12 protein-coding genes are annotated in these 18383 nt (G+C 45.4%); 6 read left to right on the top strand and 6 right to left on the bottom strand.

Going from position 1 to position 18383, the window contains the following annotated elements:
* Positions 1–25: 25 nt before the first annotated feature.
* Complete coding sequence (gene lldD / locus OCU56_RS15925) at positions 26–1162, top strand: FMN-dependent L-lactate dehydrogenase LldD (RefSeq protein WP_261874922.1); 1137 nt, start codon at positions 26–28, stop codon at positions 1160–1162.
* Between the two features lie 45 nt (positions 1163–1207).
* Entirely contained in the window at positions 1208–4060 is a 2853-nt protein-coding gene (locus tag OCU56_RS15930) for an FAD-binding and (Fe-S)-binding domain-containing protein (RefSeq protein ID WP_261874923.1), read from the top strand.
* Positions 4061–4252: 192 nt separating this feature from the next.
* On the opposite strand, the gene OCU56_RS15935 is transcribed toward OCU56_RS15930, so the two are convergent.
* The 5 genes from OCU56_RS15935 to OCU56_RS15955 form a co-directional block, all read right to left on the bottom strand.
* Entirely contained in the window at positions 4253–7405 is a 3153-nt protein-coding gene (locus OCU56_RS15935) for an efflux RND transporter permease subunit (RefSeq protein WP_261874924.1), read from the bottom strand.
* A gap of 4 nt (positions 7406–7409) precedes the next feature.
* Positions 7410–8555, bottom strand: coding sequence for an efflux RND transporter periplasmic adaptor subunit (locus OCU56_RS15940; RefSeq protein WP_261874925.1), 1146 nt, complete (start codon positions 8553–8555; stop codon positions 7410–7412).
* A gap of 213 nt (positions 8556–8768) precedes the next feature.
* Entirely contained in the window at positions 8769–9626 is an 858-nt protein-coding gene (locus tag OCU56_RS15945; RefSeq protein ID WP_261874926.1) for a DUF6279 family lipoprotein, read from the bottom strand.
* 70 nt (positions 9627–9696) lie between these two features.
* Entirely contained in the window at positions 9697–10557 is an 861-nt protein-coding gene (locus tag OCU56_RS15950) for an aldo/keto reductase (protein ID WP_261875588.1), read from the bottom strand.
* Positions 10558–10594: 37 nt separating this feature from the next.
* Positions 10595–11122 (bottom strand): hypothetical protein, encoded by a 528-nt coding sequence (locus tag OCU56_RS15955; protein ID WP_261874927.1) that lies wholly within the window; start codon positions 11120–11122, stop codon positions 10595–10597.
* 250 nt (positions 11123–11372) lie between these two features.
* On the opposite strand from OCU56_RS15955, the gene OCU56_RS15960 reads away from it, so the two are divergent.
* The 3 genes from OCU56_RS15960 (at position 11373) to OCU56_RS15970 (ending at position 14365) form a co-directional block, all read left to right on the top strand.
* Positions 11373–13442: an alpha-amylase gene (locus tag OCU56_RS15960; protein WP_261874928.1), complete on the top strand. Its 2070-nt coding sequence runs from the start codon at positions 11373–11375 to the stop codon at positions 13440–13442.
* A 365-nt stretch (positions 13443–13807) separates the two neighbouring features.
* Positions 13808–14017: a hypothetical protein gene (locus tag OCU56_RS15965; RefSeq protein WP_261874929.1), complete on the top strand. Its 210-nt coding sequence runs from the start codon at positions 13808–13810 to the stop codon at positions 14015–14017.
* 9 nt (positions 14018–14026) lie between these two features.
* Complete coding sequence (locus OCU56_RS15970; RefSeq protein ID WP_261874930.1) at positions 14027–14365, top strand: DUF1971 domain-containing protein; 339 nt, start codon at positions 14027–14029, stop codon at positions 14363–14365.
* 131 nt (positions 14366–14496) lie between these two features.
* Here the strand turns inward: OCU56_RS15970 and OCU56_RS15975 are convergent, their stop codons facing one another.
* Positions 14497–15837, bottom strand: a complete 1341-nt coding sequence (locus tag OCU56_RS15975) for an NCS2 family permease (protein WP_261875589.1) — start codon at positions 15835–15837, stop codon at positions 14497–14499.
* 1014 nt (positions 15838–16851) lie between these two features.
* On the opposite strand from OCU56_RS15975, the gene tnaA reads away from it, so the two are divergent.
* On the top strand, positions 16852–18315 hold the full coding sequence (gene tnaA, locus OCU56_RS15980; protein ID WP_261874931.1) for a tryptophanase: 1464 nt from the start codon (positions 16852–16854) through the stop codon (positions 18313–18315).
* Positions 18316–18383: the final 68 nt, after the last annotated feature.

Genomic DNA, 18383 nt, shown 5'->3' on the forward strand with positions numbered 1-18383 from the left:
TCACGAAGATACGAGAACAGCAATTATGATTATTTCCTCTTCCACTGATTACCGCGCTGTAGCTAAAAAAAAGCTGCCTCCTTTCTTATTCCACTACATTGATGGTGGTTCCTATGATGAACGTACCTTAAAGCACAATACCCAAGATCTTGCCGAGGTGGCACTTAGGCAACGGGTGCTAAGAAATATGTCCGATCTCAGTTTAGAGACAGAACTGTTTGGCGAAAAACTGGCCATGCCCATTGCCTTAGCTCCTGTTGGGCTCACGGGTATGTATGCCCGTCGTGGTGAAGTACAAGCGGCCAAAGCGGCCGAGAAAAAAGGCATTCCATTTACCCTATCCACGGTATCCGTTTGTCCTATTGAAGAAGTGGCCCCTGCCATTGAGCGCCCTATGTGGTTTCAGCTTTATGTGTTGAAAGATCGCGGGTTTATGCGCAATGTGTTACAGCGGGCGAAAGCCGCTGGCGTCACCACCTTAGTCTTTACCGTTGATATGCCCGTCCCCGGCGCCCGTTACCGAGATATGCATTCGGGCATGAGCGGACCTAATGCTCATCTGCGTCGCATGGCGCAATCTGTGTGCCACCCAAGCTGGGCATGGGATGTGGGCGTGTTAGGTAAACCTCACGATCTGGGCAACATTTCGACTTATCGTGGTAAACCCACCAAACTTGAAGATTATATCGGTTGGCTAGGTGACAATTTTGATCCCTCTATTTCTTGGAAAGATCTGCAGTGGATTCGTGACAGTTGGCAAGGGTCAATGGTCATTAAAGGCATTTTAGATGAAGAAGATGCCAAAGATGCGGTTCGCTTTGGCGCGGATGGTATTGTGGTATCTAACCATGGCGGGCGCCAACTTGATGGGGTGTTATCCACGGCAAAAGCCCTTCCTCGTATCGCAGATGCCGTTAAAGGAGAGATAAAAATCCTTGCCGATTCAGGCATTCGCACCGGCCTTGATGTGGTCAGAATGCTGGCATTAGGGGCCGATTGCACCTTACTAGGACGCTCATTTGTTTACGCTTTGGCTGCTCAAGGGGGGCAAGGGGTGGAGAACTTATTGGATCTCTACCAAAAAGAGATGCGCGTCGCCATGACATTGACCGGAGCCAAATCCATACAAGAGCTCAATAGCGACTCTCTGATCACACTGTAAATAAGCACCATTTTCAGCGCTGTAATATAAAACTAGGACGACTCCATGGCCCAGACACTCTCAGACGGCACTTATCAACAACTTGCAACACGGCTGGCGCAAAAAATTGCTGCCGAGCGCATCATTACTCAACAGGCAAAGCGACTGGCTTATGGTACCGATGCCAGTTTTTATCGACTCATTCCAAACATTGTATTGCAACTGAAAAACCTTGATGAAGTGATCTTTGCCATCCATTGTTGTGGCGAATTTGCTGTGCACTGCACTTTTCGCGCCGCCGGTACCAGTTTATCAGGCCAAGCATTATCTGACTCCGTATTAATTACCTTAACCGACGATTGGCGTGGTCATGAAATACTCGATGAAGGGCGCAAGATTGTCCTTCAACCGGGAGTTATCGGCGCAGATGCCAACAAATACTTAGCGCCTTACCAGCGTAAAATCGGCCCTGATCCGGCGTCTATCAATACCTGTAAAATAGGTGGTATCGCGGCCAATAATGCCAGTGGAATGTGTTGTGGAACCGCGCATAACTCGTACAAAACCGTTGCCAGCATGAAACTCGTATTAAGCGATGGCACCTACCTTGATACGGGATCAAAACAGAGCGTTTCTGAATTTATCGCCCGCAAACCAGAGCTGATTAAAGAGATACAAGCCTTGTGTGATAGCGTAAAAGATAACCCGCAACTAGCGAACAAAATTAAGCACAAATACCGCTTAAAAAATACCACAGGCTACGCGTTAAATGCCTTAGTAGACTATCAAAACCCCATTGATGTGCTGCAACATTTAATGATTGGCTCAGAAGGCACGCTCGGCTTTATTGCTGAGATCACCTATAACACCGTTATTGAACACGCCCATAAAGCCTCTGCGCTGTTGGTATTTTCGACCATAGAAGAAGCCAGTCTGGCGGTCACCGAGTTGTCTAAACTGCCCGTTGCCGCAGTAGAATTAATGGATGGACGGGCGCTACGCTCCGTGGCAGATAACGCTGGCATGCCCACCTTTATCCAAACATTGGATAACGATGCCACCGCTCTATTGATTGAATCTCATGGGAGCACGCAACAGGAGTTAAATGCTCAGTGTGATACTGTGATGCAAACCCTTTGCGATTACACCATTATTCAATCTGTCCCCTTTACTAGCGACAGCACTACAGTGGCCACCCTATGGGGGATCCGTAAAGGCATGTTTCCTGCGGTAGGTGCGGTACGTGAAGTGGGCACAACCGTCATTATTGAAGACGTGGCCTTCCCTGTGGAAAACTTAGCCAATGGCATTCGCGATCTGCAAGCACTGTTTGATAAGTACCTGTACAGTGAGGCGATCATTTTCGGCCATGCCTTAGAAGGCAACCTGCATTTTGTCTTTACCCAAGGCTTTGATAAACCATCCGAAATTGAGCGATACGGCCACTTTATGGATGATGTCGCCGAATTAGTGGCGGTTAAGTATCAAGGGTCATTAAAGGCAGAACACGGCACGGGACGCAATATGGCGCCGTATGTAGAACTGGAGTGGGGGCAAGAGGGTTACGCCTTAATGCAGCAGATCAAAACCCTATTTGATCCGCAAGGGCTATTTAACCCTGGAGTTATTATTAACCACAACCCGCATTCGCACCTTGAAAATCTCAAACCGATGCCTGCCGCAGACGCCATTATCGACCGCTGTATTGAGTGTGGGTTTTGTGAGCCTGTGTGTCCATCAAGAACTTTAACCTTGTCTCCTCGACAACGCATTGTGCTGTACCGTGAATTGCAACGTAGGAAAAATGCTGGGGAAACAGCGTCATACTCAGAGCTTGAACAGACCTTTAACTATCAAGGTGTTGACACCTGTGCCGCCACCGGTCTCTGCGCAGAGCGCTGCCCGGTGGGCATTAACACCGGTGATCTTATTAAGCAGTTGCGCACGGCCAAATATCAACAGCTATCCCCGATTGTTAAATGGACCGCCAAATGGACCGCTGACCACTTTGCCAGCACCAGTAAACTGGCAAAAACAGGATTAAAGATCAATCAGTCAGCGGCAAAAGTGCTCGGTGAAAAAACCGTGGCTAAAGTGGCCAATGGCCTACGCTCTGTCAGCAAAGATTGCACTCCTATTTGGTTAAAAGAGTACCCTCAAGCTAATCATTTTGACCTACAAACTGAAGCGCTTAATAGCCCGCATAATGACCATAAAAAAGTGGTGTACATGCCATCGTGCGCCAGCCGTAATATGGGCCAGCAAAACGATGCGCCAGACCAAAGACCCTTAACCGAGGTCACGCTTTCATTGCTCAATAAAGCCGGCTTTGAGGTCATTATTCCCCAGCAATTAAACGAACAATGTTGCGGTATGCCGTATGACAGCAAAGGGATAAACGACCTTGCATCCAACAAGGCCCGTCAACTAGAAGCGGTATTGTGGCAAGCCAGCGAACAAGGAAAATACCCTGTACTGATGGATACCAGCCCTTGCGCAAAACGCAGCATTGAGCAATTTAGTCAGCCCCTAGAGATATTGGAACCCGCTGGATTTGCCGAGCGATACTTACTCGACCATTTAGCCATCACGCCCTTAGATGAACCGGTCATGTTGCATGTCACTTGCAGTTCACGACGTATGGGGCTAGAACCCACTCTACGCACTCTAGCCAATGCTTGCACCTCAAAGGTGATCGTGCCTGAGCATATTCAATGCTGTGGCTGGGCGGGGGATAAAGGTTTTACCACCCCAGAGCTCAACCGAGCGGCGGTGCACTCTCTTAAAGAGCAAGTGCCTGACCAATGCCGTCGCGGTTTTAGTAACAGTAAAACCTGTGAAATTGGTTTATCACATCACAGCGGCGTGCCCTACCAATCTATTTTGTATTTGCTCGATGAGGTCTCTAGCGCTCCATAAAACGCTTAACCTGTAAGCCACGCAAAAGGGTCATGCAATTATGCATGACCCTTTTCATTGCAACCTTTTAATTAAAACGCGATGAGCTCTTAATACTAGTCACACGAAGTAAGTGATCAGAAATAGCGCAGGAAAAACGCAGTTATCCAGAGTTTCAACAAGCGAGAATGACCCGCTATTTAGTACGTTTAACTATTCATCATCAATTGGAATGAGCTTAGTGCTTCCCCCATGGGCTTTTTCACGCAGTTTTTGGATCAAAGCGTAGAAACCGGGGATCAATAATGTTCCGGCAAGTAGCACACATAGCAGTCCGCCCACTAACGAAATACCCAAGGAGTTTTGGCTAATGTGCCCTGCCCCTGCGGCAAATACCAGCGGGAAAATGCCCAAAATAAACGACCACGAGGTCATGTTCACCGCTCTAAAGCGCAAGATGCCTCCCATTACCGCCGCTTTATCCAGTTCAAGCTCGTTTTCTTCACGTTCATTTTTGGCAAATTCGACAATCAATATGGCGTTCTTCGCCGCCAACGCAATCAACAGAACCAAGCCTATTTGCGCATATAAATTGAGAGGAATACCCGCCAAATTGAGCGCAAGGAATGAACCCAATGTCGCCACGGGCACCACCAAAATAATAGCGACGGGGATGGTCCAACTTTCATACTGCGCCACCATAAACAGGTAGATGAAGATCAGAGCCAAAGCAAAGGCATAAATCGCCTGATTACCCGCAAGCTTCTCTTGATAAGCCATTCCCGTCCATTCATATTGATACCCTTGAGGTAGCATTTCCGCCGCCACTCGCTCCATGGCCGCTATGGCATCACCACTAGAGTAACCGTCTGCAGGTTGCCCTTGAATCACCGCAGAGCGATACATGTTGTAACGCCAAGCCACATCCGGTTCAAACACTTGCTCATAAGTGATCAAGGTACTCAATGGCACCATGACCCCTTGTTGGCTACGCACAAAAAAGCGTCCCAAATCATCCATTGATGAACGATATTCGCTGTCCGCTTGCATAGTGACACGGAAATTTTTGCCCAACATAGTGAAATCATTCACGTACATCGACCCCAAATTCCCTTGCAACGTTTGGAAAATATCCGTTAACGAAATCCCCAACTGCTTTGCTTTATTTCGGTCAATGTCTACATAGTAATGCGGAACATTGGCCCGGAAGGTACTAAAGGTATAAGCGATTTCTGGCTGTTGATTCGCTTGTTGAATGACATCATTCATTAGCTGAGCTAAATCGGTTCGACTGCGACCTAAGGTATCTTCTAGTACAAACTCAAAGCCTGATGCTGAGCCCATGCCCGGCACCGCAGGTGGCCCCATGGCAAACACAACCGCATCGGGGATCTGAGTGGTGGCTTTGTCATTAATACGTTTGGATATGGCAAAAGAGGAGTGATCCCCATCTAATTGAGCTCGCTCATCCCAAGTTTTTAGCTTGATAAACAAAGAAGCGCCATTGGATGCCGCCGCACCGGTCATAAAGGCGTAGCCTGTCGCGACAGTAATACCTTCCACCCCTGGCTCTTCTTCAAAGAGGGTCACGAGTTCTTCCGCTACCACTTCTGTGCGCGACAACGAAGCAGAATCAGGAAGCTGCACGTTAACCAGCAAGATGCCTTTATCTTCTTGTGGGACAAACGCCGTTGACGTGGTTTTTGCGAAATAGCCTACTGCCACTAACGCTGCGATGAAAAAAACCACCAGCAAAATGCCTTTTTTCACCAGTTGTCCCGCCAACTTGCCGTAGCCCGCCGTCACTTTATCTAAGCCTCGGTTAAAGGCGGTAAACCAACCGGACGTGTTGCCTCCCCCTTGCTTTAGCACTAAAGAGCACAATGCTGGGGATAAAGTTAACGCGTTAATAGACGAGATCACCACCGAAATACAGATAGTTAACGCAAATTGACGATACATGATCCCTGTAATACCCGGTAGCATCGCCACAGGTAAAAACACCGCTAGCAACACTAAGGTTGAAGTCACAATGGGACCGGTCACCTCTTTCATCGCAATTAATGTGGCTTTTCTAGGTGATAAACTGGGATCTTTTGCCATCGTGGTATCGACGTTTTCGATCACCAAAATGGCGTCATCCACAACAATACCTATCGCGAGAATCAAACCAAACAAGGTGACTGTATTGATGGTAAAGCCGGTGATTTGCATCACCGCAAAAGTACCGATCAAGGAGACAGGAATGGCCACCACTGGGATCAAGGTGGCACGGGCGCTACCTAAGAATAAGTAAGTAACGGCAATCACTAATAAAATGGCTTCAATTAAGGTTTTCACTACCCCTTTGATGGACTCTTCCACAAACAGCGTCGTATCGTAACTGCTCTCGTAACTCAAGTCGTCGGGGAAGTTAACGCTCATGTTATCAAGCATCTGCATTACCAATTCGCCACTTTCTAAGGCGTTGGCGTCTGACTGCAAACTTAAAATAACAATAGACGCATCTTTACCACGAAACTGTCCTGTTCCATCATAAAACTTCTTGCCTAGCTCAACTCGCGCCACATCTTTTAGATAGACAGCCGAACCGTTGTGATTGGCTCGTAGCATCACGTTTTCAAATTCTTCTACGCTTTCTAAACGCCCTTTGGTGACTAAGTTAAAGGTCACATCTGTAGCTGCATCATAAGGGGGAGCCCCCACTTTACCCGCAGCCACTTGAATGTTTTGCTCAGACAAAGCGCTATACACATCCGAGGTGGTTAAACCTAGGCTGGCGAGCTTTTCTGGATCTAACCAGACTCGCATGGAGAACTCACCGCCCCCGATCACATTCACTTCACTGATGCCCTTAACGCGGGTCAACTGATCTTTGATGTTTAAGTTCACGTAGTTGATTAAGAATTGATCGTCATACTTCCCTTCAGGGGAGTAGAAGTTCAGCACCATTAACATGTCTGGTGAACGCTTTTTCACCGTAACCCCCACCGAACGGACTTCCGGTGGCAGTTTTGACTCTATTTGCGTGACGCGGTTTTGCACATTGACCTGCGCCATATCCGGATCAGTGCCTACTTCAAAGGTCACATTCAAGTTATATGAGCCGTCGTTGGCACTTTTCGAGGACATGTAAATCATGCCTTCAACACCATTAACCGATGTTTCTATGGGGTCAGCAATCGCCTGCTCTACCGTTTCGGCACTGGCTCCAGTGTAATAGGCGGTTACGCTTACCGACGGCGGGCTGATTTTAGGGTATTCCGACACCGGTAAAACCGCTAAAGAAATCACCCCAGCAAGGGTTAAAATAATAGAAATAACCAGCGCAAACTTCGGTCGCTGAATAAAAAATCGACTCAGCATATCTTTACTCCGACGCTTGTGAGCTAGCAGGTTGTGGCTTAGCTTCGGCCACTTGCACTGGAGCACCATTACGCACTCGTTGCAATCCCCCCACTATGACCTGATCCTTTTCCGCTAAACCCGTTTTCACGATCACGCCCGACGGGGTTTGCACCCCCAACTCCACATTACGTCGCTCAGCAATATTGCCGTCGGTTTTGAGCATCACAAAGTCTCCTGCAATGTCCGTTTGTACGGCGCGTCTAGGAATAACGATGGCCGGTTGGGTTTGTGTGGCGGCAATCATCACCTTAATATGCTGACCGGGTAACAAGGTGTGCTGAGAATTCGGCACGGAAGCGCGCACTGCCAGCGTACCTGTGGTTAAATCGATACGGTTACCCACAAAATCTAGGCGACCTTTTTGTGGGTGCGCTTGACCATTTTCTAACATCAAGGTCACTTCCACTTCTCCACTATCGGACTCCCCATCTCCTTCGTATTTATCCACACCAAGCTCAAGGCGTTCACGCTCACTCAATTGAAACGCCGCATGCACAGGATCAAGGCTAACTAAGGTCGTTAAGGTGCCAGACGAAGGGGAAAGTAGATCACCGATACTCACTTTAGTGTCAGAAATACGACCACTGAACGGGGCGGTAATTTTGGTATAAGAGAGGTTGACTTCCGCTAATAGCAGTTCCGCTTTGGCTGCTTCTAATTGCGCCGACGCGCCTAACTGCTCTGCGTATTTCGTATCGTATTCAGACCTAGAGATACTGCCTTTAGGGAGCAGGTTTTTCGCGCGCTGATAATCGTTATCGGCACGCTTTAAATGCGCTGAGCTTTGCGCAACTTGAGCTTTGGCGCTGGCAACTTGAGCGGCAAACGATGACGGTTCTATGCTATACAGCAGTTGGCCTTTTTCAACTATTTGCCCTTCTTTAAAATGACGCTCTTTTAAGTATCCTGACACTTGCGCCGTAATATCGGCATCTTCTACCGCTTCAATACGTCCTACATAGGATTTGCTAGGTTGATGGGCAATCACGCTCGCCGCTTCGACCACTACCCTTGGTGCCACCGCACTAGGTTGTGCATTTTCAGACTCACCGCAACCGACTAAAAACAAAGTGCTGGCTAAGCTCACTGCCAGTAAAGATCTTTTCATTGAATAACCTTTCTCAGAACCCACAATCTCTCCAACTAGCATTGCATTTGTACTAATTAAATAGACGAATAATCAATCAGTGTATTATTGAAAAACCAAGAGATTAACCATGCAAGTGTAACCAATTGTTACGCAATCGGTTGCACTTGTAATAGTATTGATTGTTTGATGGCAGAAAAAGATAAAAATATCTCAAACAATCATAATCTGCGTTTATTTTGGCTTCTGTTGTAAGGTTTCGGTCAGCTCTAACCACTCACCGACCTGTTGACGAAAATGCTGTTTTTGTTTGTCTGACGCGGTGGATAACAACTGCACAATGCTTTGATGAGCTAAGGCTCGATTTCGTTCAAGTCGTTGGGTCAAAGTAATGGAATACCCTTGCTGGGGTTGATTAATAAGGCTTGTCAGTTCTTTTTGAAAAAAGCGTGCATCGCCTCTAGCGGCAAACATAGCTTGAACTCGATCACGAGTGCTCAGTCTATACATCGCCCATTGTTGATGACTCGATTCGATATTGTTTGCCCAGTGCATGGCGATCTCTTGCTGCTCAACAGACAGTGGACCTAGCCAACGACGCAAAATTTTCTCAATTCGCTCGAAATACTGCACCCTTGCTTGTTGTGGCGTTCTTTTAGAAAATTTTTCACTATATCGCTGATGTTGCTCGGTTAAATTATCAATAAATTCATCAATTTGAGCCTGAGTCAGTGATTGCGATAGCAAATAGAGGTTTGGCGTTACCCTGTGGGCTAGTCGCTTAATATGATCTTGAAATAACTGTTGTTGCTGTTCAATAAACGGGATATCTATCGTCGATAAATTGGCATCGTATAAGCCTTGCAATTGCCTCTGATATCGAGGCAGTTCCTCGGTTCGGTGCCATTGGGTCAGTTGCTGCAGTTGCAGTTCTAGGTTCTGCTCTTGCTGTGAATTTAGTGTGACGTAATCCTCTACGTACTCCAATATCACCCAATCGATATTTCGATACAGCAGCTTCGCCGTACAACCACTTAACGTGATGACTAGCCCTATGACTAAAGCCCATTGAGGGAGTATTACCCTACCCATAATCGTTGACTCCAAAGTGAAGCAGAACTAGGAGCGGTTGTGGATTGCAGTCCCCGCTCCTCTGGTATTGCTAAGGCACCCCGTGACCTTTTGCGGCCACCCATACTCGATACCATTGCTCATTACTCACAGTAAGTTGCAATGCCTGCACTGCGGATTTTACCCGTTCAATGTTCCCTGAACCGATAATGGGTAACGGCTTACACGGCAGTTTTCGTACCCAAGCATAAATGACTTGATCAATGCTGCTCGCACCTATTTCTTGCCTAATGTCCTCAAGGGTTTCCCTTACGCGCCGTGCTTGTTGGTTATCGTTATGAAAAATAGCACCGCCGGCCAAACATGACCAAGCCATTGGCCTAATGCGCAATGTTTGCATCAGATCTAAGGTGCCATCGTCCACCACAGTAAAATTCAATGGGTTAATTTCCACTTGATTGGTGACCAAAGGAGCATCTAACCGCGATTGCAGTAATTCGAAGCCACGAGGAGTAAAGTTGGATACGCCAAAATGGTTGACTTTCCCCGATGCCTTTAACTGAGTAAATGCCTCGGCCACTTCATCGGCCTCCATCAATGCATCAGCACGATGGAGCAGCAGCACATCAAGGTGCTCCACTTGCAAGTTACGTAGTGAATTCTCCGCTGAGCGAATAATGTGCTGTTTCGATGAGTTGTAATGATTGATCTTGCGTTGCGGTGTTTTATCGCCACATAGCATGATATTGCATTTGCTGACAATTTGGATCTGCTGACGAATGGATTTCTCTAAGGCAATGGCCTCACCAAATAGACGTTCGCATTCATAATTGCCATAAATATCCGCATGATCCACTGTGGTCACGCCCATTTCTATATGCTGTTGTAAAAAGGAAAGACGCTGTTGTGGGGTCATATCCCAATCAGCAACTCGCCAATACCCTTGTACCATCTCCGATAAATTTGCCTCATTGCAAGCCGTGTTTGTGCTATTCACTGTTGGTCACTCCAAGCGATGTCATTAACTCATTATGAGCATAGATGAGATGTATGCCATTTTGGTCACTTTTCCACAGTACTGTGCGCTGGGTATCGTCACTGCGCCAATAAAGGGTACGTGAAGTGGTGGCTTTATGGCGATGAATCAACGACAGCACTTGCCTATCTACCTCTGCAAAACTGTGCTGTTGTCTTTGTTGTTCGATATCCAGTAGCACTCCCGCAATGTCTATTTTTATGAGCTGAAAACCGTCTTGACGTAAGCCCAATTGCAACCCATTAAAGTGGGTTAATGAAAATTCACTGTTCACTTCCAATATAGGCGATGACGGTGAGGCAAAACTTACTTCAGCGAATACGGATGTATGATGAAGGGTCACTCTATCGGTGCAAAATCGTGGGGTCTTATCCTCGGCGCAATCAAACCATTGCCCAGAGCTGCGAAAATCTTGTTCTGTCCAAAATGGATGTTGTGATGAAATAAAAGCGAGGTACCAATAAGGATTAAGTGCGGCCATTACTGATGTTGATAACAGTATACTTGCTATTAATAATAGCCAATTTTTATAACGCACAGAAACAGCCTTCAATATGAGATCTTAAGTACACTATAACAAAGCATTCTTAGCCAATTATACCTTTACAGTTACGCAATTAATGATCTTCATTACAAATTCCACTCTATTTATTTGAGCTAATTTAATGACTTAGTCATTCTACTTCCCCATAACAATAATAAATTTTAAATTAAAAGTGGATACAAAACTCATGATGAATAAAAGTCTCACTTGCTGCGCTTTATTATCGGCTATGGCATTACATAGCCCTTTCATTTACGCCGGCCCTAATATATCTATTACGACGTCAACCACCGCTAGAGACTTTCCGCTCAGTGGTGAAACGCCTTTAATTGTTAGCTTAAACAAAAATAAGTATCTATTTAAAGTCAATGGACTAGAAGGAGACTGTCGTGCGCCAGACTCTCAAAAAATACGCTTTAATACCCCTTTAGCATTAAATTGCCAAACACAAACCGAACTGCCATTGACTATTCGCTTTTCTGGCGATTATGCCATCAGCTATGATGAGCAGTTACACACTCTCTCCATCAAACGTCAGCCTACCGCCTCTAAAAAATCCCAGTTTGTACGTCCTCTGCCAAAGGTAGGCTGCGAAACCTATACCGACATGCCAGCTGAAATCAACGTCGCGGGCACCTTTGCCGACGGTACAGTGATACAAGAAGCATTAACCGGACAAACGGCTACGGTGAGTGATGGAAAAGTCACACTAAATCCTAGTCGCGCAAGTGGTGGCATCATGCTCCTTGAACAGGCACAACGAGCACACAACAAGCCATCCCAGTTAGACTGGCGCAATGCCAATATATACTTTGTGATGGTGGATAGATTTAATAATGGCGAGCCAAGCAATGATAATAGCTATGGGCGTCGTCAAGATGGGCAACAAGAAATAGGGACATTCCATGGGGGGGACTTACGGGGCGTCATTGATAAGTTAGACTACATTCAATCCCTTGGCACGGATGCCATCTGGCTATCCCCAATAGTAGAACAAGTGCATGGTTTTGTCGGCGGGGGCGATAAAGGCACGTTTCCCTTTTATGCCTACCACGGTTACTGGTCGCGAGATTTCACCAAAATTGACCAAAACTTTGGTGTCGATGAGGATTTAAAAACCTTAGTTGCAGAAGCACACAAGCGCGGCATGAAAGTAATGCTAGATGCGGTGATCAACCATCCCGGTTATGCCACCTTAGCAGATCTGCAATTTGACCATATAGATGTGCTTACCGAACAAGGCAAAGCGCAAGATGTGACGCAATGGCAACCTAAAGCGGGTAATAATTGGCACTCATCCCATGAACTCATTGATTATAAAAGCCCGAATTGGTCCCAGTGGTGGGGAGCCGATTGGGTGCGCAGTGGCCTGCCAGGATACGACAAACCCGGTACAGGTGATAAAACACTGACCTTAGCCGGACTGCCTGATTTTAAAACCGAGTCAGATAAATTTGTTACCCCGCCACAATGGTTATTAGACAATCCCGGAACCCATGTGGTGGCAAAAGAGCACTATACCGTAGCCGATTACCTCGTCGAATGGCAAACCGATTGGGTTAAACGTTTTGGCATTGATGCCTTTCGTGTTGACACGGTTAAACATGTTGAAGGTGAGGTTTGGCTTGATCTTAAGGCGCAAGCCAGCGCAAAACTGGCGCAATGGCAGAAAGCCAATCAACAACCTCAACAGCCGTTTTGGATGATGGGTGAAGTATGGGCTCACTCCGCCTATCGTTCCCCTTATGCCGATGAAGGTTTTGATGCATTAATTAACTTTGACATGCAAAAACAGCTTGATCGTGGGGCGGTGTGTTTTTCTGATATGCGTAAAACGTACGCCAATTACAGTGCAGAGATCCAACAAAACCCTGGCTACACGCCGGTAAGTTATATGTCCTCTCACGATACTGAATTGTTTTTTGCTCGCTTTAAATCCTTTGAGATGCAACGTAACGCGGCCAATGCGCTGTTATTGTCACCGGGAGCAATTCAAATTTATTATGGCGATGAAATTGCCCGCGACATTGGCCCTTACGCTGATGATTTCCACCAAGGAACACGCTCTGATATGTTGTGGACCTTAGATGCCCAAAGGCAAGCTTTGCTCCATCATTGGCAAACCTTAGGTCAATTTCGTCAGCGTCATCCCGCCATTGGCGGCGGCGTGCATACCGATCTCAAACAAGCTCGTGGCTATGCTTTTTCTAGAACCTTAGAGAACGACGCGGTCATTGTTTATTACTCAGGAAACTAACGTTTTTACTTGACGCAAAGTGTGCCCTGCATCATATGTGGGGCACACAACGAATGTTCTCTTCTCGCAATACGCATGCTTACACTTGGTCCGCCCCCAGCGCGATTACACACTTGTTTTTCTATTTTGACCTCAACACAACGCTTTATAAAAGCGCCCCTTATAAATAAATCAATTATCAAAATGATAATTATTTGTGTTTAAGAGAATCTTTCCATTTTATCTAAATGACAACATTCTATATTGATAATTCTTAACGCTCTGTTTTTATAGGGTTTTATTTATTGGCACGGCTCTTGCTATCTATATAACTAACTGACTCATTACGTCATTCGTTGAAGTGAAAAAACTCAAGAGAGAAGCCTATGCTACAAATGTTTTTAGAAAATCAAACTGAAGAAGCCTTTATTGAACAAGTACGTTGCCACGCCGCACACACCGGTATTGCCCAGCGCCAATCATGGCTTAATCGGTTTTTTACTCAACTAAAACTGCTGTTTTGCGTAGTGAAACCCTCTCACTTTGACACTACAAACACAGTCACTTTTACCTCAATCGCACCAACACATGTGTAGGAGAATATTATGAGCCATTTACGAATCCCGAAAAATTGGACAATTCAACGTTCCACTCCCTTTTTTACAACAGATAACGTACCACCGGCTTTACTCACCCATCACAATACCGCAGCCGAGGTATTCGGGCAGCTGTGTGTTATGGAAGGGACCGTTACCTATTTTGGTTTTGCCGATGAGCACGCCACTGAGCCTGAGATCCGTGTGGTCATTAACGCTGGCCAATTTGCCACCAGCCCGCCACAGTATTGGCATCGTATTGAACTGTCTGATGATGCACAGTTCAATATTAATTTTTGGTCTGATTCTGATAAAAGTAACCAGAAAATGTTTAACAGTAAAAAATAACGTGTAGTGCAAACTCTGCGTGAATGAGCAGGCATAACCCACGGTATTGATCTCAAAAAAATACCCAGCCAATTTGGCTGGGTATTCATCACATCATTGGCATTCTAGTTTAATGCCATCGCTAGCTTGGCTTAAATAGCCCAACCACCAGCGTAGAACACAACAAGCATGATGGTAATTAACACCACGCCAAAGTTCAGTTTTTTCCACTCGCCTGCAAAAATACGTCCAATAACAAGACACATAAAGCCAAGCATAATACCTGTAACGATATTACCAGTAAGAACAATAAATACGGCACAAACTAAGCCAGATAGAGCGTCCACAGAATCATCAAAGTTCAGTTTACGAACGTTACCTAACATCAATAGACCCACATACATAAGTGCAGGTGCAGTTGCGTAGCCTGGTACTAGATAGCTGATTGGAGCAAGAAACAGTAAGAATAAGAACAAGACACCAACAACCACTGCTGTAAGACCTGTTTTACCCCCTGCGGCTGTACCTGCTGCAGATTCGATATATACCGCAGCTGGCGCGCCACCTACAGCACCGGAAACAATGCTAGAAACAGAATCTGACGTTAATGCTTTGCCGCCATCTATAATGTTGCCATCTTTATCCAGTAGATTAGCTTGGCCTGCTACCGCACGTATGGTGCCCGTTGCATCAAAAATCGCCGTCATAACCAGCGCTAAAACACTTGGTAATACGATAGGGTTAAGAGCGCCCATAATATCCATGCTACCAATTAGAGAGTGTTCACCACCAAAGCTTGGTAGAGCAAAGATACCTTGAAAGGTCACACTTGGATCAAAGATAAGGCCGATAATAGAGATAGCCACAATCACAATCAAAATGCCACCAGGTACTTGGCGTTTTTCTAAGCCAAAAATAGCCGCTAGACCCAGCATTGACATCATTACAGGGAAAGAGGTGAACTCACCGAGTGTGACAGGTAAACCCGCTACAGGGTTTTTAATCACTAGACCCACACCACTGGCTGCGATAAGCAGTAAAAATAGACCAATACCAATACCGGTACCGTGTGCGATACCTTCAGGTAAGTTGGTTAAAATCCATTGGCGAATGCCTGTGACAGTAATTGCCGTGAACACCACACCCATTAAGAACACAGCGCCAAGAGCGACAGGAATCGACACCCCTTGCCCTAACACTAAGCTGTATGCAGTAAATGCGGTTAATGAAATGGCACAACCAATAGCCATAGGCAGGTTGGCCCATAGACCCATAAGCAATGAACCGAAAGCGGCAATCAAACAAGTGGCAATAAAGACCGAACCTTGGTCAAACCCTGCGGTACCTAACATACTCGGAACAACAATGACCGAATACACCATGGCGAGGAAAGTGGTTAAGCCAGCAATCACTTCGCGGCGAACATTACTACCACGCTGAGTAATGAGGAAGAATCGATCAAGCCAACTTCCAGTTTGAGCATTTTGGGCCATCTGAGCCTCCTTTTCTTGCTGGATTGATGTATTCTTGGACATGCTATTTCCTTTGTTTTGTTAGAAAAACGACCCAGTATTGCCGTTTTTCGATAAAATATTAGTACAAATTTCAGTGGCGAGAAAATACAGCTAAACGTTTGCCTGTGCAATAGCTAATCACCTAGGTTGTATCCATGCACCAAAAAGGATATAAAAAAAATCTGATTAGCACATTTAGATCTATAGGTTATATGAACCCCCCTGCATTATAGAACCCAATTTTATGCCCTAGATGCCACAATGATGCCATTAAGGACGATTTCACGGCCTCTTGTGGAGATGATGGTCATGATTGGTCGATAAGCGTTCACTCATGCATTTGTCCATGCTCTATCATGGCCCACAAATCAAACCCACCTTTTTACAAAGCTCAAAAGCAAGCCATACTGTCTGATTATTTTTTCTACAAGTCAAGAAATGCAACAAGTGGCAAAAATTTGTGATCACTAATTGTTATCTCATCACAAATACAATTAACTTAGATTTTATTTAATAAAAGTTTCATTTAGTATCAATGGCATCAGGTTATATATTGCAACGTAAAAAGGTGTTGTCCAATGTCTGTATTTCTTCAATCTCAATGTAAGGCGGAGTTAACTATGTTAGCTTGGTATAATATTGATCATCAGTTGTCATTTCATCTTTCTTCAGAGTAGCTTCTTTATTGCCCTCTAGGGGCAAGCTAATAATAACTGACTGGTAAATGTGAATATTCAATAGTTTATTGTTTAATATCCTATTGCCTATACGCTTAACTAATGTGAGTTAAACCTCCAATAAAAATAATTATTTAAACGCTCAGGCATATTTTATGTATTGAGGTGTTTTGTATTACCCATTTTTATTGCTTGTTATTATTAGCCTACATCAAATTACCACATTAAATAAAACATCAATAATTGGTGCGACTCTTCACATCAACTATTTATTAATAATAAAACAAAATTAAATATAACAATTATAGGTATTATTATGGAAAACTTTAAGCATCTACCAGAACCATTCCGCATTCGTGTTATTGAACCTGTAAAACGCACTACTCGTGAATACCGCGAACAAGCCATTCTTAAATCAGGTATGAACCCATTTTTACTTGATAGTGATGATGTGTTTATCGACCTATTAACCGACAGTGGTACCGGTGCAATTACGCAAAAAATGCAAGCGGCAATGCTGATGGGCGACGAGGCTTATAGTGGCAGCCGCAGTTATTACGCATTGTCTAATGCCGTAAAAGATATTTTCGGTTACCAGCATACTATTCCGACTCACCAAGGTCGCGGTGCTGAGCAAATCTATATTCCGGTGCTCATTAAGAAGCGTGAACAAGAAAAAGGCTTAGATCGCAGCAAAATGGTTGCCCTATCTAACTACTTCTTCGATACCACTCAGGGTCACACTCAAGTGAACTGCTGTGTAGCAAAAAACGTCTACACCGAAGAAGCTTTTGATACCTCTGTAAATGCAGACTTTAAAGGTAATTTTGACCTTGAAAAACTAGAAGCCGCTATTTTAGAAGCAGGCCCTAATAACGTTCCTTATATTGTCAGCACCATCACTTGTAACTCGGCTGGAGGTCAGCCTGTTTCTATTGCTAACCTTAAAGCCGTCTATGAAATAGCGCAAAAATACGACATTCCTGTCGTGATGGATTCCGCTCGCTACGCTGAAAATGCTTACTTTATTCAGCAACGTGAAGAAGGCTATAAAGATTGGTCTATTTTAGACATCACTCGTGAAACCTATAAGTACGCTGATGCATTGGCTATGTCTGCTAAAAAAGATGCCATGGTACAGATGGGCGGTCTATTGTGCTTTAAAGATGACTCTATGTTGGACTCTTACACTGAATGTCGCACCCTTTGTGTGGTTCAAGAAGGTTTCCCAACTTACGGCGGCCTAGAAGGCGGCGCAATGGAACGTCTTGCGGTTGGCCTATATGACGGTATGCGCCAAGAGTGGCTCGCTTACCGTATTGGTCAGGTTCAATACTTAGTGGATGGCCTAGAAAAAATTGGCGTTGTTTGTCAGCAAGCGGGTGGTCACGCCGCCTTTGTTGATGCGGGTAAACTGCTTCCGCACATCCCTGCAGGTCAATTCCCTGCGCACGCGTTAGCATGTGAGCTGTATAAGGTAGCGGGTATCCGCGCGGTAGAAATTGGCTCTTTGCTACTCGGTCGTGATCCAGCCACTGGCAAACAGCATGTTTGTCCGGCGGAGTTGCTGCGCTTAACCATTCCACGTGCAACTTACACGCAAACACATATGGACTTTGTCATTGAAGCGTTCCAAAAGGTAAAAGAAAATGCCGCTAACGTTAAAGGGCTTGAGTTTACCTATGAGCCTCAAGTGTTGCGTCACTTTACCGCTCGACTAAAAGAAATCGAGCCGGCCACCACTAAGCAAGTCGAAGATAAGGTGTTGGAAACCGTATAAAAAAACAAAGTTAAGGCCTCGTTGTGAGGCCTTATTTATAAGTAAAACCCAAAAAACCATCATACAAA

It is taken from the genome of Vibrio rarus, assembly GCF_024347075.1.
Lineage (GTDB): Bacteria > Pseudomonadota > Gammaproteobacteria > Enterobacterales > Vibrionaceae > Vibrio > Vibrio rarus.

Bases quoted from the DNA above. Each gene is read 5' to 3' on its own strand.
- lldD (WP_261874922.1), top strand. From the start codon at position 26: ATGATTATTTCCTCTTCCACTGATTACCGCGCTGTAGCTAAAAAAAAG.
- OCU56_RS15930 (WP_261874923.1), top strand. From the start codon at position 1,208: ATGGCCCAGACACTCTCAGACGGCACTTATCAACAACTTGCAACACGG.
- OCU56_RS15935 (WP_261874924.1), bottom strand. From the start codon at position 7,405: ATGCTGAGTCGATTTTTTATTCAGCGACCGAAGTTTGCGCTGGTTATT.
- OCU56_RS15940 (WP_261874925.1), bottom strand. From the start codon at position 8,555: ATGAAAAGATCTTTACTGGCAGTGAGCTTAGCCAGCACTTTGTTTTTA.
- OCU56_RS15945 (WP_261874926.1), bottom strand. From the start codon at position 9,626: ATGGGTAGGGTAATACTCCCTCAATGGGCTTTAGTCATAGGGCTAGTC.
- OCU56_RS15950 (WP_261875588.1), bottom strand. From the start codon at position 10,557: ATGGTACAAGGGTATTGGCGAGTTGCTGATTGGGATATGACCCCACAA.
- OCU56_RS15955 (WP_261874927.1), bottom strand. From the start codon at position 11,122: ATGGCCGCACTTAATCCTTATTGGTACCTCGCTTTTATTTCATCACAA.
- OCU56_RS15960 (WP_261874928.1), top strand. From the start codon at position 11,373: ATGATGAATAAAAGTCTCACTTGCTGCGCTTTATTATCGGCTATGGCA.
- OCU56_RS15965 (WP_261874929.1), top strand. From the start codon at position 13,808: ATGCTACAAATGTTTTTAGAAAATCAAACTGAAGAAGCCTTTATTGAA.
- OCU56_RS15970 (WP_261874930.1), top strand. From the start codon at position 14,027: ATGAGCCATTTACGAATCCCGAAAAATTGGACAATTCAACGTTCCACT.
- OCU56_RS15975 (WP_261875589.1), bottom strand. From the start codon at position 15,837: ATGGCCCAAAATGCTCAAACTGGAAGTTGGCTTGATCGATTCTTCCTC.
- tnaA (WP_261874931.1), top strand. From the start codon at position 16,852: ATGGAAAACTTTAAGCATCTACCAGAACCATTCCGCATTCGTGTTATT.